12 protein-coding genes and 1 pseudogene are annotated in these 15,088 nt (G+C 71.9%); 7 read left to right on the forward strand and 6 right to left on the reverse strand.

Annotation, left to right across the window (positions count from 1 at the left end):
* Positions 1–452: 452 nt before the first annotated feature.
* The 5 genes from cseB to ACZ56L_RS04725 all read left to right on the forward strand — a co-directional run bounded on the left by cseB (position 453) and on the right by ACZ56L_RS04725 (position 6,374).
* Positions 453–1,118 (forward strand): two-component system response regulator CseB, encoded by a 666-nt coding sequence (gene cseB / locus ACZ56L_RS04705; RefSeq protein WP_471061710.1) that lies wholly within the window; start codon positions 453–455, stop codon positions 1,116–1,118.
* Complete coding sequence (locus ACZ56L_RS04710; RefSeq protein ID WP_471061492.1) at positions 1,115–2,392, forward strand: sensor histidine kinase; 1,278 nt, start codon at positions 1,115–1,117, stop codon at positions 2,390–2,392. The genes cseB and ACZ56L_RS04710 overlap by 4 nt, the downstream gene beginning before the upstream one ends.
* A gap of 141 nt (positions 2,393–2,533) precedes the next feature.
* Positions 2,534–2,767 (forward strand): hypothetical protein, encoded by a 234-nt coding sequence (locus ACZ56L_RS04715; RefSeq protein WP_468684877.1) that lies wholly within the window; start codon positions 2,534–2,536, stop codon positions 2,765–2,767.
* Between the two features lie 193 nt (positions 2,768–2,960).
* Positions 2,961–3,734 carry an ABC transporter ATP-binding protein gene (locus tag ACZ56L_RS04720; RefSeq protein WP_468684879.1) on the forward strand — a complete coding sequence of 258 codons (774 nt, stop codon included), beginning with the start codon at positions 2,961–2,963 and terminating at the stop codon, positions 3,732–3,734.
* 81 nt (positions 3,735–3,815) lie between these two features.
* Positions 3,816–6,374, forward strand: a complete 2,559-nt coding sequence (locus tag ACZ56L_RS04725) for an ABC transporter permease (RefSeq protein WP_471061497.1) — start codon at positions 3,816–3,818, stop codon at positions 6,372–6,374.
* Between the two features lie 539 nt (positions 6,375–6,913).
* Here the strand turns inward: ACZ56L_RS04725 and ACZ56L_RS04730 are convergent.
* The 6 genes and pseudogenes from ACZ56L_RS04730 to ACZ56L_RS04755 form a co-directional block, all read right to left on the reverse strand.
* A complete protein-coding gene (locus ACZ56L_RS04730; RefSeq protein ID WP_471061500.1) occupies positions 6,914–8,509 on the reverse strand; it encodes a trypsin-like serine protease in 1,596 nt (531 codons plus the stop codon).
* A gap of 1,054 nt (positions 8,510–9,563) precedes the next feature.
* Positions 9,564–10,283, reverse strand: coding sequence for an SGNH/GDSL hydrolase family protein (locus ACZ56L_RS04735; protein ID WP_471061503.1), 720 nt, complete (start codon positions 10,281–10,283; stop codon positions 9,564–9,566).
* Complete coding sequence (locus tag ACZ56L_RS04740) at positions 10,280–10,747, reverse strand: cupin domain-containing protein (RefSeq protein ID WP_471061506.1); 468 nt, start codon at positions 10,745–10,747, stop codon at positions 10,280–10,282. The genes ACZ56L_RS04735 and ACZ56L_RS04740 overlap by 4 nt, the downstream gene beginning before the upstream one ends.
* An 83-nt stretch (positions 10,748–10,830) precedes the next feature.
* Complete coding sequence (locus tag ACZ56L_RS04745; protein ID WP_471061509.1) at positions 10,831–11,667, reverse strand: helix-turn-helix domain-containing protein; 837 nt, start codon at positions 11,665–11,667, stop codon at positions 10,831–10,833.
* A gap of 482 nt (positions 11,668–12,149) precedes the next feature.
* Positions 12,150–12,788, reverse strand: a pseudogene (gene upp / locus ACZ56L_RS04750) (uracil phosphoribosyltransferase); the annotation flags it as partial.
* 69 nt (positions 12,789–12,857) lie between these two features.
* Positions 12,858–13,310 (reverse strand): winged helix-turn-helix transcriptional regulator, encoded by a 453-nt coding sequence (locus tag ACZ56L_RS04755; RefSeq protein ID WP_345218963.1) that lies wholly within the window; start codon positions 13,308–13,310, stop codon positions 12,858–12,860.
* A gap of 98 nt (positions 13,311–13,408) precedes the next feature.
* Here ACZ56L_RS04755 and ACZ56L_RS04760 point away from each other — a divergent pair, with 98 nt between their 5' ends.
* Together ACZ56L_RS04760 and ACZ56L_RS04765 are read left to right on the forward strand one after the other, a co-directional pair.
* Entirely contained in the window at positions 13,409–14,656 is a 1,248-nt protein-coding gene (locus tag ACZ56L_RS04760; protein WP_471061514.1) for an MFS transporter, read from the forward strand.
* Positions 14,657–14,715: 59 nt separating this feature from the next.
* The gene (locus ACZ56L_RS04765; protein WP_471061517.1) at positions 14,716–14,883 is read left to right on the forward strand and encodes a hypothetical protein; all 168 of its coding nucleotides are present in this window, start codon (positions 14,716–14,718) and stop codon (positions 14,881–14,883) included.
* Positions 14,884–15,088: the final 205 nt, after the last annotated feature.

Raw genomic sequence — 15,088 nt, forward strand, 5'->3', positions numbered from 1 at the left:
AGGAGTACCGGGCGTTGTGGTGCCGGGCGAGGAGGCAGTGTCCGACAGCTGTCGCGTCACTCCCGCTCCGCTGCCGGCACGGCACATCCGCAGGTCGGCTTCACCGGGCCCTTGGGAAGCCGGTGTCACGGGAGACGCACCGCTGGGTTGGCCGCACGGACCCGATCCGTGCCGTAGCGAGGGGCTCCCGCCTCCCCTGGGAGCCGGGGTTTGTATCCGCTGTGTATCGGCTGGCACTCGGGTGTGCCTCCGGGCCGGGGCCCGGTCGGCGAACGCGGCAATTCGGGCGCTGTCTGCCGTATCGTTTCGGTCGTGGGACGGTCGTCCGCGCGCCGGGGCGGGGCGTCGGGCCGTCCGCCCGTCCACCACCGCCCGAACAGGAGCCCCCCTTGCCCTCGCCCGCCTCCTCCGCGCAGACCGCCCGCGTGCTCCTCGTCGAGGACGACGACCTGATGCGCCGGTCGTTCTCCGTCGCCCTGGAGCGCTACGGCTACCAGGTGCGTGCGGCGACCGACGGGCTCACGGGGCTGGAGGTCTTCCGCGAGGAGGACTTCGATCTGCTGATCCTCGACGTGATGCTGCCCGGCCTCGACGGGATCGGGCTGTGCCGCAGGGTCCGGGAGACCAGTCTGGTGCCGGTTCTGATGATGTCCGCCCGCGGCGACGGGCTCGACGTGGTCGCCGGGCTGGAGGCCGGGGCGGACGACTACGTCGCCAAGCCGGTGGAGACGTACGTCCTGGTGGCCCGCATGCGTTCGCTGCTGCGGCGCGCCACGTACGCGCCCGCTCCTCCGGGCGGTCCGGCGCCGGGCGAGGGCCGGCCGGCCACGGGGGACGTGCTGGAGTTCGGGGACCTGCGGATCGACACCGCCGGAATGGAGGTGTCCCTCGCCGGCCGGCCGGTGGCACTGACCCCGACGGAGCTCAAGCTCCTGCTGGAGTTCGCCGCCCACCCCGGGGTCGTGCTGGAGCGGCACACGCTCCTGCGGGACGTGTGGGAGTACGGCTGGGACGGGGACAGCCGCGTCGTGGACCTGTGTGTGCAGCGGCTGCGCCGGAAGGTGGGCCGCGACCGGATCGAGACGGTCCGGGGCTTCGGGTACAAGTTCCAGCGGTGATCGTGCGTCCCCGTTGCGGGCCGTGGGCGGGCCGCACCTCGCTGCGGCGGAAGATCGCAGCGCTCGCCGGGGCCACGGCCCTGCTCGTGGTGACGGCGGTCGGTGTCCTGGTGCACCTGTGGACCGCCCAGGACATCCGCAGCCGGGGGGAGGCGCGGGCGCTGAACACCTTGTACGGGGCCATGGACGTCTACCGCCGCACCGGCGTCCTCACCGACGGCGCCGAGCTCGACCCCGGCGGTCTGCCCGCCGCGCTGCGGGCCCCGGCCGACGACCGACGGCACCGCCTCTACGACGGGCACGTCGAGGGCAACGTCGGGCCGAGCGTCTGGGGGGCCCAGCGCACCGGCGGCCCCGGCAGCCCGGTCCTCGCCGTCCAGATCAACCTGAACCCGGACCGCGCCAACCTGTCGCGCCTCGACGCGGCCATGGCGGTCGCCTCGCTCGTCGCGCTCACGGCCGCCGTTCCTCTGGCCGTCTACGGCGCGGGACTCCTCTCCCGGAGACTGGGCCGGGTCGCCGCGACCGCGGCGCGGATCTCCACCGGGGACCTGGACGCCCGCACGGGACCCACGAAGGGCCGTGACGAGGTCGCGGACATCGCCGCGACCGTCGACCGGATGGCCGACAGCCTCGCGCTGCGGCTGCGCACCGAGCGCCGGTTCACCGCGGACGTGGCCCACGAGCTGCGCACCCCCGTCGGAGGACTGCTCGCCGCCGTCGACCTCCTGCCGCCCGGCGAGACCGAGGACCTGCTGCGGGCGAGGGTGCGCGACCTGCGCGACCTCGTCGAGGACCTCCTGGAGATCTCCCGCCTGGACGCCGGCGCGGAGGAACCGGTCCGCGTCCGGGTGCCGCTCGGCGCCGTGGTCGCCGAGGCGGCGGCCCGCACCGGTCTCGCCACCGAGGTCCGCGACCTGTCGGAGGCCGCAGGGACCGCCGACGGCTCCGGGCGGACGGTGGAGACCGATCCGCGCCGCCTGGAACGGATCGTCGCCAACCTCGTCGTCAACGCCCACCGTCACGGATGCGGCCCGGTCCGGGTCACCGTCGACGGACCGACGGTCGTGGTCCGTGACCACGGTCCCGGCTTCCCTGACGACCTGCTGCTCCACGGCCCGCGCCGCTTCCACACAGGAGCGCGGGAACGCGGCTCGGGTCACGGCCTGGGGCTCACCATCGCCTTCGGCCAGGCCCGGGTCCTCGGCGCCGAACTGCTGCTGGCCAACGCCCCGGACGGAGGGGCCGTCGCCACCCTGCGGCTGCCCGCGTGACGAACGGACGCGGGGCCGGTACGCGGTGGAGCGGGCACTGATGCACGGCGGCTCAGGACCCGATACGTTGCTCCGCCACCCTTCGAAGGACACCACGTCCCATGCCGTACCCGGTGCGGGACCCATCCCGAGGAGGCCACCATGAACCCGTCCTTCCGCACCGCCGCCCTGTCCTACGGGGCCCTGGGCACCGGTGCGCTCATCGCCGTCCTGTCCCTGCTGCTCGTCATCGGCGGCCTCACCGCGAACACCGCGGCGGGCGAGACGGGACAGCCCGCCGGAGTGCTCGGCGCGATCGGGCTGTTCCTCGGCGGGACGCTCCTGGCCGTCGGCGCGCTCGCCCGCAGGGTCGTCGCGCTGAGCGGGCGCCGGTAGGGGCGGCACCCCCTCAGGGCCTTCCTGCTGCCCGCGCTCTCGACGCGCGGACCGCGGGGAGGCCCTTTCCCGTGTCCGGCCCGCTACGCCCTTGCCGCACGCCCGAGCGGCCACCGATACGCGACGGACCAGGTCCCGATACGTTTCCCGGACACCCTTCACGTGCGTCTTTCCGTACGAGAAGAGGAGCCCCATGACCGCCGACCTCCTGCCCCCGCACCCGACGACCGGCATCGCGGCCGCCACCACCGACCTGACGAAGGTCTACGGCAGCGGCGACACCCGGGTGGTCGCCCTGGACCGGGTCGACATCGCCTTCCGGGAGGGCGAGTTCACCGCGATCATGGGTCCGTCGGGCTGCGGCAAGTCCACGCTGATGCACTGCGCCGCCGGACTCGACTCCGCCACGTCCGGGTCGGTGCGCGTCGGCACCACCGAACTCGCCGGCCTCGGGGACCGGGAGCTCACGCGGTTGCGCCGGGACCGGATCGGGTTCGTCTTCCAGGCGTTCAACCTGCTGCCGACGCTGACCGCGCTGGAGAACATCACCCTGCCGATGGACATCGCCGGACGCCGCCCGGACCCGGCGTGGCTGGACCGGGTCGTCTCCACGGTCGGCCTCTCCGACCGTCTGGGCCACCGGCCCGCCCAGTTGTCGGGCGGCCAGCAGCAGCGCGTCGCCGTCGCCCGTGCCCTGGCCTCCCGCCCGGCGATCGTCTTCGGCGACGAGCCCACCGGGAACCTCGACTCACGCGCCGGCGCCGAGGTCCTCGGCTTCCTGCGCCACTCGGTGCGCGAGCTGGGACAGACCGTGGTCATGGTCACCCACGACCCCGTGGCCGCCGGCTACGCCGACCGCGTCGTGTTCCTCTCCGACGGGCGCCTCGTCGAAGAGCTGGCCCGGCCCACCCCGGACCGCGTCCTCGACCTGATGAAGAGCCTGGGCTCCCGCTCCCACGGCGGCTGAGCCGCACTCCCGCCGCCCGTCCCGCACCGCCCGGGGACGTCCCCGAGCTCCCCAAAACCTCCCGGAAAGCCCGCACATCCCATGTTGAGAACAGCCCTGCGCAACCTTCTGGCCCACAGGGCCCGGCTGGCCATGACCGTCCTCGCCGTCTGCCTGGGCGTCGCGTTCGTCAGCGGCACCCTCGTCTTCGCGGACTCCACCGCCGCCGCCCATCGCGCCGCCGTGTCAAAGACCTTCGCCGGGATCGACGTCACCGTGACCGAGAAGGCCCCCGGCCCCGCTACGGACGGCAGGCCGCGCGCCGGCGTGCTCGACGACACGCTCGTCACGGAACTGGCCCGGGTGCCCGGCGTCGCCGCCGCACGCCCGTCGGTCGACGGCTCGGCCGTCCTGAACGCGGCGGACGGCAGCCCGCTGCGGGCCGACCGGGCCTGGTCCCACCTGGCCGGCGCGTACATACCCGGCAGGGACGGCAAGGACAGCCGGTACCCGCTGGCCGAGGGCAGCGCCCCCGCCAACGGCGGCGAGATCGCCGTGGACCGCGGCACCGCCGCCGCGGGCCGCCTCCGCATCGGCGACACGGTCACCCTGGCCACGGACGGCCCCGTCATGACCAAGCGGCTGGTCGGCATCGTCACCACCGACGACACCCGCGTCACCGCCGGCGGCACCCTCGCCCTCTTCGACAAGACCACCGCGCAGCAACTGTTCTCGGCCCCCGGCCACTACACCGGCGTCGACCTGACCGCCGCGCCCGGCACCACCGCCTCCGAACTCGCCGACCGGGTCACGGCCATGCTGCCCGCCGACCGCGCCGAGGCCACCACGGGCCAGGCCCAGGCGGCCCAACAGGCCGTCCTCGTCGACACCCTGACCCGCGGTTACGAGAAGGTGCCGATGGTCTTCGCCGGAGTCTCGCTCTTCATCGGCTCGTTCCTCATCGTCAACACCTTCACCATGCTCGTGAAACGGCGCACCCGCGAGACCGCGCTGCTCCGGGCGGTCGGCGCCTCGCGCCGCCAGGTGTCGCGCTCCGTCCTCCTGGAGGCCCTCGCAGTCGGTCTGGCGGCCTCGGTGGCCGGCTTCCTGCTCGGGCTCGGCATCGCGGCGGTGCTGCCCCACGTCCTGGGCGGCGGCGACAGCGCCCTGCCCACCGGCCCCCTGGTGATCGGCCCGCGCCCGGTCGCGGCGGCGCTCGGTGCAGGGGTCGGCGTCACCGTGCTCGCCGCGTGGCTGCCCTCCCGCCTGGCCGCCAGGACCTCGCCCATGGAGGCGATGCGCACGGCCGAACAACCGCCTGTGGCACAGCGGTTCCGGCTGCGTGGAGCGGTGGGCCTCGCCCTCCTCGTCCTCGGCGCCGGCTGGCTGGTGTCCCTCAGCGGCGCCCAGGACGCCTCGGAGGAGAACCTGCGTGACGCGATGGCCGGCTGCGGCCTGTTCGCCGCCGCCCTGATCATGCTGGCTCCGCTGCTGGCCGCCCCGGTGATCCGGCTGACGGGGCGGCTGACCGGGCGCCTCGGGGTCACCGGCCGCCTCGCCCGCGAAAACGCCCTGCGCGACCCGCGCCGCACCGCGGCCACCGCCGCCACCCTGCTGATCAGCACCGGCCTCGTCACCGGTCTCGCCGTCATCGGACACTCCACCGGGCAGGCCCTCGACCGCCGGGCCGCGGCCGGGCTCGGCGCCGACTACGTCGTCAGCACCCGCTCCACCACGACGGGCATCGACCCCGGTGCCGTACGACGGCTGGCCGACACCCCCGGTGTACGCGCCGCGCACCCGATCACCGACTCGACCCTGTTCACCGGCAGCGGCGTCCGCCGGATCTCCGGCGTCGACCCCGCCGCCGTACGCGACACCATGAAGCTCGACTTCGTCTCCGGTTCCGCCGAGGAGCTGGCCCCGGGCCGGATCGCCATCTCCACCTCCACCGCCCGGGAACACGGGGTGACCACCGGCGGCCTGCTGAACGTCCGGCTGGGCCGCGCGGGGCAGTTCACCGCGTACAGGGTCGTGGGCGTCTACAAGGACAACCCGGTCGCCCGCGACACGCTCGGCAGCCGTGCCGAGGTCGCGGCGAACAGCTTCCTGCCCGGCTCCGTCCAGCGCGTACTGCTGCGCACCGACAGCCCGGCGGCGGTGCCGGAGACCCGGCTGCGCACCGCCGTGGGCAACAACCCCCTGCTCACGGTGCAGGACCGGGACCAGCTCGTCCGCGAGGCGGCGGGCACCATGGGCGACCTGCTGCACGTGATGTACGGCATGCTCGGCATCGGCGTCGTCATCAGCGCGCTCGGCATCGTGAACACGCTGGCCATGTCGGTCGCCGAACGCACCCGCGAGATCGGCGCCCTGCGCGCCCTCGGCATGGACCGCGCCGGCATCCGCCGCATGATCCGCGTGGAGGCCCTGACCGTCACCGGCTTCGGGACCCTCCTCGGCCTCGCGGGCGGCCTGTTCGCCGCCTGGGCGGTCGGCTCCCTCGCCAACGGCGCCATCGACCAGTACACCCTGGCCCTGCCCTGGGGAACACTGCTCCTGGTGTGCCTGCTCTCCCTGGTGACCGGCGTCCTCGCGGCCGCCGTCCCCGCCCGCAGGGCCGCCGCTCTGAGCCCCCTGGAGGCGGCCGCGCACGCCTGACAGACCCGGCACGGACCTGGAGCGGCCGTCATCGAGACCGGGAGACGAACCGGATCGGCGCCTGCGCCAGGCCTGCCCCGGCCGTGCCGGCCCTGTGACCTCCCTCCTCACCCGCCACCGGCCCGCCGGTCCGGATCCGTGCCAACCCGTACCGGGCCAAGTGGAGACGGCACAACTACTCGGCCCCACGTACGTGGCGTTTCCCCTCGGGAGACGAGAGGACTGCTGCGAGTAGCTGACGTGTGGCTGGACCGGCACCAAGAAGACCGGTGACGGACGGCTGCAGATCTACGGCACGTGGGGTCCCCGCCATTGCATGCCGTCGCAGCCATGCGGGAGGCGACTCCTGCTGGTCAGCCCGGGACCCGCCGATGCCGCTGAGCCTCCGCCAACCTGAATCCGCAGGTCAAAGGGCTGATGCGGCTGGCCCTCGGGATACTCACGCTGCACGTCAGCCGGAGGCCGTGGACCACGATGTGGCCGGCCCGGCTTTCAGCGACGCGCCACCCGGACGCCGGCGACCGGGCCGAAGGCCGTGGTCACGGCTGCCCCGTGCCGGTCGCGGCGGTGGACGACGGGGATGCGGCACTGGCCAGCGTGCAGCCCGGGCGGGACAGCTTCAACCGGGAGCCCCCGGTGAGACAGGCAGCGATCTGATGGACCTGCTGGCCGTAACCGCGGCCCTTCACCGCGGTCACGGATCCGTCCCGGCCGACCTCGCAGGGGTTGTTGTCGGTGCACTGCTCGCCGTCGCGGTTGTGGGTGTTGTTGATGCCCACGACCGTGTTCCCGTCGGGCGCCAGCAGTGCGGTGCCGGAGTAGCCGGGCCTGCTGACGCAGGTGCCGCCGGTGGCGTAGCGCACTGCACGGTCCTGCTGGTGGCCGTCCTCCCGCAGGTGCGGCACCACGGCCTCCACCGTGCACGACGGACGGTGGAAGCCGTGGGCCATGGTCAGCCGGTCACCCTTGCGCATCGGGACGGTGGACAGCCGGAAGACCTTCGCGCCCTCCGCGGCCAACTGGGCGTAGGTCTTGTCCAGCCGGTACAGCGCGATGTCGGTGCCCGTCATCGTCGCGTACACCAGCCGGGTCGCGCGGGCGCTGGTCCGGGTGTAGCCGGTGGTGTCGGCGATGGTGACCGGCTTCTTCAGATCGGCGGGCCGGTCCACCAGCGCCTTTCCCGGCACGGGCCGGCCGCTCGGCACGCAGTGCCCGTTGGTCAGCACCAGCGCCGGGTCCTTGGGACGCGCGGTGGGGGTGCGCACCACGGAACCCAGGCAGTCGCCCACCTTGGCCGCGCCCTCCACGTTCGGGACCGGGTCGAACGGCGGTACGTCGGTGCCGCTCACGATGCCGTTGATCCAGGCGGAGTTCTTCGTGACATCGACGTACAGACCGGGGAAGTTGGCGCCCTTGGCGCTGGCACCGGTGACCACTCCCGACAGTTCCCATTCGCTGCCCGCGCGCACCAGGGCGGGACTTCCGGAGTCCGTCGTCCCCGGCCCGACAGGAGGAGTGAGGCGGCCGATGCACAAGGTCGAAGTGGCGTCGCCCTCGTCCCAGCACTCACTGTCCGGCACGACCTCGGTCTCGGCCTCGCGCAACCTGCTGGAAAAGCACGTGGAGTCGTCGAAGTCTTCGCAGTCCTCCGAGGACGGGCCCCAGCCGAGGATGCGGACGGGCGTCTTCACGGCAGGCGTGGTCCCGGCCACCCGCACGGGCTTGGCCTGCACCGGGTTGCGCAGGTGCAGCAGCGCGATGTCCTCGCCCGGGGGGTCGTAGGTGGCATGACGCCGGTAGAACCTGTCGACCTCGGCGACTTCGCCGCCGTTGGTGACGTCCAGTGACCCGACGCGGACCTTCCAGCCGCGGGGAACGCCCGCCTTCGCGCCCGTGGGGGAGTTGGCGCAGTGCCCCGCGGTCACCGCCCACTGCGGAGCGATGAGCACGGCCCCGCACCGGTGTCCGTCCGGGCGGGGAGCGTCGTACTGAAGCGAGACCATGAACGAATACGGCTGGGTGGACTCGGTACCCCCGACGATGGCCTGTGCCGGCAAGGCGTTGACCACGGTCGTGATCGCCACGGCCCCGGTCGTCAGGACGGCGGCCGTCCTTCGGCTCATCCACTTGCGCATGTGTGACTCCCGTTCGTTCCCCGCCGGACATGAGGCCGGGCGGGCATGTACGGAGGAACGGCATCGGGCCGTTCCGCGTGGGCATGATCTTGAACTCGGGGAGCTTCCGGTTGATCTCATCCGTGTGTCAGGCACCCCACGGCAACCGCTCAGCCGTGTATCGGTGAGGGGTGCTCCGTCATCCGTGGATGGTTGGCTTTGTTCACGGGTCGTGGGTTCTGGCACAGACCTTGATCTGTGCCAGAACCCAAAAGCTGTGAACATCCCCCGGTCGCGAACCGGGGTCGAGGCCCAACGGCACCCCCACCGTCGCAGCGGTCACCGCTGGCTCCGCGACACCGTCCAAGAGCCATCAGAAACGCCCGAGGAGCAAGGGCAACAAGGGCAACAAGGGCAACAAGGGAACGATCGGCGACACGGCGAACTCCTGACGTACGGGTGCCGTGCCGGTCCCGGCGACGTCCCGGCAGGTTCGGCCCGCCGGCTTCTGGACAGGGGCCAGAGAAATCTCCCCTCGGGCCGAAACCGGCGAATCGGGGCCACAAGGGCCAAACCGGGCCCCCTCGTCCAGGGTGGCCGGCCCGACCGCGAACCCGACCTGACTCCCTGCCCACCTCTGCTACTGCCCGACCACGGCCACGTTTCTCCTTGACCCGGCCACGATGAGACCGCGGACAAAGGGCTTCCTGCACGTTGCTCTTCGCTGCCCCGACCGCCCCGGCCGGGGCAGCGAAGCAGACGAGACGACGCCGACCACCCACCCGAGGGCCGGACAGCGGCACCGCTCGGGCAGATCACGCCGGAAGACCGGCCCGCGGCGGGCAAGGGCTTTGGCACTGGCGGACTCTCGTGATCACCTGTCACCGGTTCCCCGTGGAACCCAACCCGCCGGTGACCGTGTGTGATCCCCAACGGCGTATCGGCTCCAGGTCCCGCCGGTCTCGTTGAGCCGGCGGGTGGTGGGTTCGTCGTGGTAGCCGAGGACGTTCGTCGTTGCCTGCCCCGGAAAGAATGGGAACCGAATGCGCAGGAAAGGGGCCGCCGCAGGAACCGGCTACGCGCTGCGGGCCGTGAGCCAGGTGTCGATGACCTCGGCGACGAGGGCGGCGCCGCGGCTGTTCTGGTGGATGTGATCGGTCGTGAGCACGAGACCTCGGCGCCGCGAGATCGTGTCGAGGCTGCGGCGCAGCACGGCGCGCCGGACGAGGACGCCGACGCTCGCCGCCGGCGTCGGGTCCCGGTAGGGGATCGGCGGCGGGTCCGCCCGGCGTAGTTCCTCGGTCTGGCGTTCGTGGAGCGGGAGGTAGGCCGCCTTGTTGGTGGTGGCGACCTCGGCGATCATGCCGCTGTACGCCTGTGACGCCCGCGCCGCGGCTCCGTCGAGCTGTTGGCCGAGGACGGGGAGGGACAGCAGAGCGATCGTCGCGTCGGTCTGTGTCCGCAGCCGTTCGACGACGGCTCCCAGGCACTGCTGGAACCAGTCGGCCGACGGGCGCTCGGGGAGTTGTTTGCGCCTCATGGCCCGCTCGACGGGGTAGTCCGCGAGGCCCGCTCGGGCGTCGTTGGTCCCGATCAGCACGGTGATCACGTCGGGCGGGTCCGCGAGGACGGCATCGAGGCGCCGTGAGAGGTTGTACGCGAAGTCGCCGTTGACGCCGAAGCGGGCGAGCCGTATGTCGCCGGGAGGGCGGCGTCGTTCGAGGAGGTCCAGGTAGTCGACGCTGAGCTGCGCGCGGGTGAGGCTGTCGCCGAGGCACGCGACACGGGTCGTCACGCTGTTCGGGGGCCGGACGTGCCGGCGTGCTCGGTCGGTCGGGCTTCGGACCGGGGACGGTGGTCGGTGCCGAGGCCGGCGGTGATGGTCAGGATGGACGCCGGCCCCGCCATGTCGACCGCGTGCCATGTACCGGCCGGGTTGACGGTGGCCTCGCCCGGCCCGAGCGCGACCCGGTCGGGCACTCCGTCCACCTCGCGGGTGACCGTTACCGACCCGCTGAGGCAGACGACCAGTTCGTCGCCGGCGGGGTGGCGCTCCCAGTGGTCGCCGGGGCCGTCGCCGTCGAAGATCGTCACCATCCGGCCCTCGGCGCCGTCCGCCGCGACCGCGGCGCTGTAGGCGTGGAGCACCTCAGGGTCCCAGGCGAAGCCCTCGACGGGTTTCGCTCTGGACCCCAGCCCGAGGTGCACGGGGGTGGTCCGCAGGTCGATGGCATGGGGTTCGTGATTGACGAGTCTCATGCCGACGATCGTCACAGGACGGCAACCGGATGGTCTTGAAGGAAAGGGAACGGAAACCGGCGCGATGGGCAGCCGGTCGGCGACTACCCGGTCCCGAGCAGGACTTCGCCTCGACGCCATGCTGTCGGCGACCGGCCCGTGAACTCGCTCCAGTCCCGGACGAGATGGGCCTGGTCGGCGTAGCCGGAGACGGTGGCCACAGCGGCCCACGGAAGCGGATCGTGCGCGGTGGCCAGCTCGTGAGCGTGCTCGAAGCGCAGAACCCGGGCGAAGGTCTTCGGCGACAGGCCCACCTCATCGCGAAATCGCTCGGTGAGGTACCGGCGGCTCCAGCCCAGTTCTGCGGCGACCGCCCCGACCTGGACGCGGCCCCGCGCGGCCAAGAGGCGACGCCAGGCCTCGGCCACCTCGGGGCGCACCTGGGACACGCGGTCGCCGCCGGCACTGCGGGCGACGGCTCGCAGAAGCAACTCGTCCAGCGCGGCGAACCGCGCGGCCCATGTCGTCGCCGCGAGGAGCCGGTCGACCAGCTCGACGCCGAGCGCCCCGAGGAGCTCGTCGAGCGGGATCAGCCGGTGGGCGAGATCAGCGGCGGGAACGCCGTAGACGGCCCGGGCTCCGAGCGGTGTCAGCGACACCTTCACGCCTTTCTGGCGTCCGTCGTGGCGGATCGCGACGGACCGGCGCATCAGACCGCCGGCCACGCTGCCGAAGCGGGAGACCGGCGACCCGTCGTCGACGCCCGCCGACACCTGCAAGGGGCCGGACAGACTGATCACCGCAGTGAGCACACGTCCCGGCGGACCGCAGTGCACCCCCGCCGGGAACCCACGAAGATCGAAACCGACATACGAGCCGACGTACCGCCGCAAGGCGGGCGCCGGACGTGCCGCGATCCTGGTGGCCGTATGGTCTTCCACCCTCGCAGTGTACGAACCGGCGGTCCACTGGCGGACTCTCGTATTCATTCATCCATTGCGGATACTGCGGATTCCTCGGGGCCCAACCCGTTAGTGACCTTCCATCACCCTCATCGGACACGAGGGCGTCCGCCGCGCCAACACCGGCGGCCCCTGGCCCCGGCCGCCACCGACGCCCAGCTCCTGGCCGCCGCCGAAGCCCTGTGGACCGACGCACCGCCGACCCGCCCCTCACTCGCGTGCTCCCGCCGGAACCGCAGTGCGCCACCTCAACCGCCTTATCCGTGAGCGAACCCGCACCGTGGACGGCGAGGTCGTCATCCGGCTGGTCATCGACCTGACGAACGCCTCCACCGGCTGAACAGGCACACCGGCGAGCGCGTGCCTGCGGAGGGACGCGGGGGAGTGCATCTGCGGAAAGGAACCGCGCACCGGTCCGTCCGCCGCGGTTGACCGCGAATGGCAGACGGTGCTCGTCGCACCGCCCCGGCGTCCGGCGTGCCGAAGTAGCGGTCCCCGAAGTCCCCGATGCCCGGGATCATGAACGCGTGCTCGTTGAGCCGTTCCTCGATGGAGGAGGTGACGATCTGGACGAGGGGGTGTGTTCCGTGGACGGTCCGGATGCCTTCGGGCGCAGCGAGGAAGTCGACGAGGACGATGTTCTCCTCGGACACGCCCGCTTTCAGCAGCACCCCGATGGCCGCGTTGGCCGACCTTCCGGTGGCGAGCATCGGCTCCAGGAGCAGCACATGACGCTCGGCTATGTCCGAGGGGAGGTGGGGGTAGAACAGCCGCGGCAGTTTCGTCTGCTTGTCGCGCTGGACGAGCACCTTGCCGATGCGTATGGAGGGGTGGAGCTCGCGCAGCTCGGCCTCCCCGCTCTCCCCGGCCCTGATGACGGGGACCGCGCACAGCTTCGGTGTGAACCTCAGCCCCGGGTAGCTCTCGCCGACCGGGGTGCGTACCTGGTGCTCCTCGAACGGAAGCTGGTCCAGGGCGTGTTCCAGGAGGAGGCGGATGATCCTGCGTGCGTACCGGACGAAGTCCTCGCGACGGGCGTCACGGTCACGCACGACGGTGTGCAGGGCACGCAGCTGACGGGTCTGGGGCAGCAGGTGCACCCGGCCGCGGGAGTCGGAATGACGGACATGTGAGGGGTCGGTGAGCCGACGCCGTTCCTCCGGCTCAGATCACCGGGTGGAGACCTTGTGGACGGTGGTGTCGTCGGGGTTCAGCAGTCGCCCGTCCGCCGACCGGACTTCCAGGGGGCGAAGGGGGTGTCCCTGTCGGCTGTCGACCATCTGCGAGTGCGGTTCGCCGGGGGCGAAGAAGTTCTGCTCACCCCACTGCCGCAATGCCACGATGACGGGGAAGAGGGCTTTGCCCTTCGGGGTCAGTACGTATTCGCTGTAGGCACTGCCGTCCGAAGCGGGAACGGATTCGAGGACACCGCCGGCCACCAGGGCGCGCAGGCGCGCGGTGAGGATGTTCTTTGCCACGCCGAGGTTGCGCTGGAACTCCCCGAAGCGACGGCACCCGTCGAAGGCATCTCGCACGATCAGGAGAGACCACCAGTCGCCGATCGCGTCCACTGACCGCGCGACGGGACAGTCGCTGTCGTTGAAGCGCGTCCTTGCCACCATGCCGTCCTCCACTCTCACGCTGGTTGCAAGATGCTACCAAAGGAAGCTACGGTCGCTACCGGTAGCAAGATGAAACCAAATGTGCGGAGGGGTGCTGAATGCTCAGCAACTGTGAGGCTGTGACACCGCGGTCCGCGGCCCACGGCAGTGGTTCCAGGCTCGTCCTGTCCCGTGGCGTGGTCATACTGTTCGCCATCGCCTGTGGAACCGCGGTGGCCAACGTCTATTTCGCCCAACCGCTCCTGGTGACCATGGGCCACGACCTCGCCATGAGCCCGGCACTCGTCGGCAGCGTCGTCACCCTCACGCATGTCGGATACGGGCTGGGACTCTTCTTCCTCGTGCCGCTGGGCGACGTGGCCGACCGCAGACGGCTCATCGTGGCCCAGCTGCTTCTCCTGGTGGTGGCGTTGACAGCGGTCGCCACCGCCCACACCGCCGCGATCCTGCTCGCGGGTATGGCCGCGACGGGACTTCTCGCGGTGGTCACGCAGACGCTGGTGGCCTTCGCGGCGTCACTGGCTCCTCCCGCCCGGCGCGGACGCGTCGTCGGCCTGGTCACCAGCGGCGTGGTCGTCGGGATTCTGCTCGCCCGCACCGCGTCCGGCCTCATGGCCGACCTCGCGGGCTGGCGCTCCGTCTACCTCGCTTCAGCGGCGCTCACCGCTCTGCTCGCCCTGGTCCTGCACCGAGTGCTGCCGCGCCACAACGATGTCCCGCCGACATCCCTGCGTTACAGACAGCTCCTGCGCTCCACGATCACCCTGTTCGCACGGGAACGGCTTCTGCGGCTCAGGGCCCTGCTCGGCCTGCTGATCTTCGCAGCCTTCAGCACCCTGTGGAGCAGCATCGCGCTACCGCTCAGCGAGCCCCCGCTTTCCCTTTCCCACACCGCGATCGGGGCATTGGGCCTGGTCGGAGCCGTAGGTGCCCTGGCAGCGACCATGGCGGGCCGCCTGAACGACCGCGGGCTCTCCCAACGGACCACCGGTGCCGCCCTGGCGCTGCTCACTGCCTCATGGCTGCCCCTGGCCTTCACCCGCAGCTCGCTCTGGGCCCTGGTCGTCGGCGTGATCCTCCTCGATCTCGCCGTGCAGGCGGTCCATGTCACCAACCAGACCCTGATCTATGCGCTGCGCCCGGAGGCGGGCAGTCGGTTGATCGGCGGATACATGGTCTTCTACTCGATCGGCAGCGCCACCGGTGCCATCGCCGCGACCTCCCTCTACGCGATGGCCGGCTGGGGTGCCGTATGTGCGCTCGGCGCCGCAATCAGCTGCCTCGCCTTTGCGCTCTGGGCGCTCACGCGACACAGCGTTCCGGACCCCACCAAGGCCACTGACTGAAGTCGTCCCATGGCTGTTGACGTACCGACCCCCACCGCCTGAGGGCCATACAACTCCCCATGTCCCTGGTCGATTTCACACTGCTCGACCAGACCCTCGCCGGGCGCGGCCCCGTGGCCGAGGCTGCCGCTCTCGAATGGGAGGTCTACGCCTCCGTACCTCTGCACGGCGGCACCCTCACCGACCCCCAACTCTCCACCCCGCCGAACTCCTCCACCAAGACCTGAGCATTCCGCAAGCCTGTCTGCTCGCCATCGCGTCCTGACCCGGGGTGACACGAATACCGGTCTCGGCGTCGACTGCGGCCCACTGGGAAACCGCCCGCTCCGCCCTGGATCGCGACCCGCTCTGGCCCCCTGGGGGTACCAGGGCCGCACGCTGGGCCAACGCGCCCACCGCCCCACCCACGGCGCGTACTCCCGGTCGGCTCCG

This window comes from Streptomyces sp. NPDC039736 (assembly GCF_055596485.1).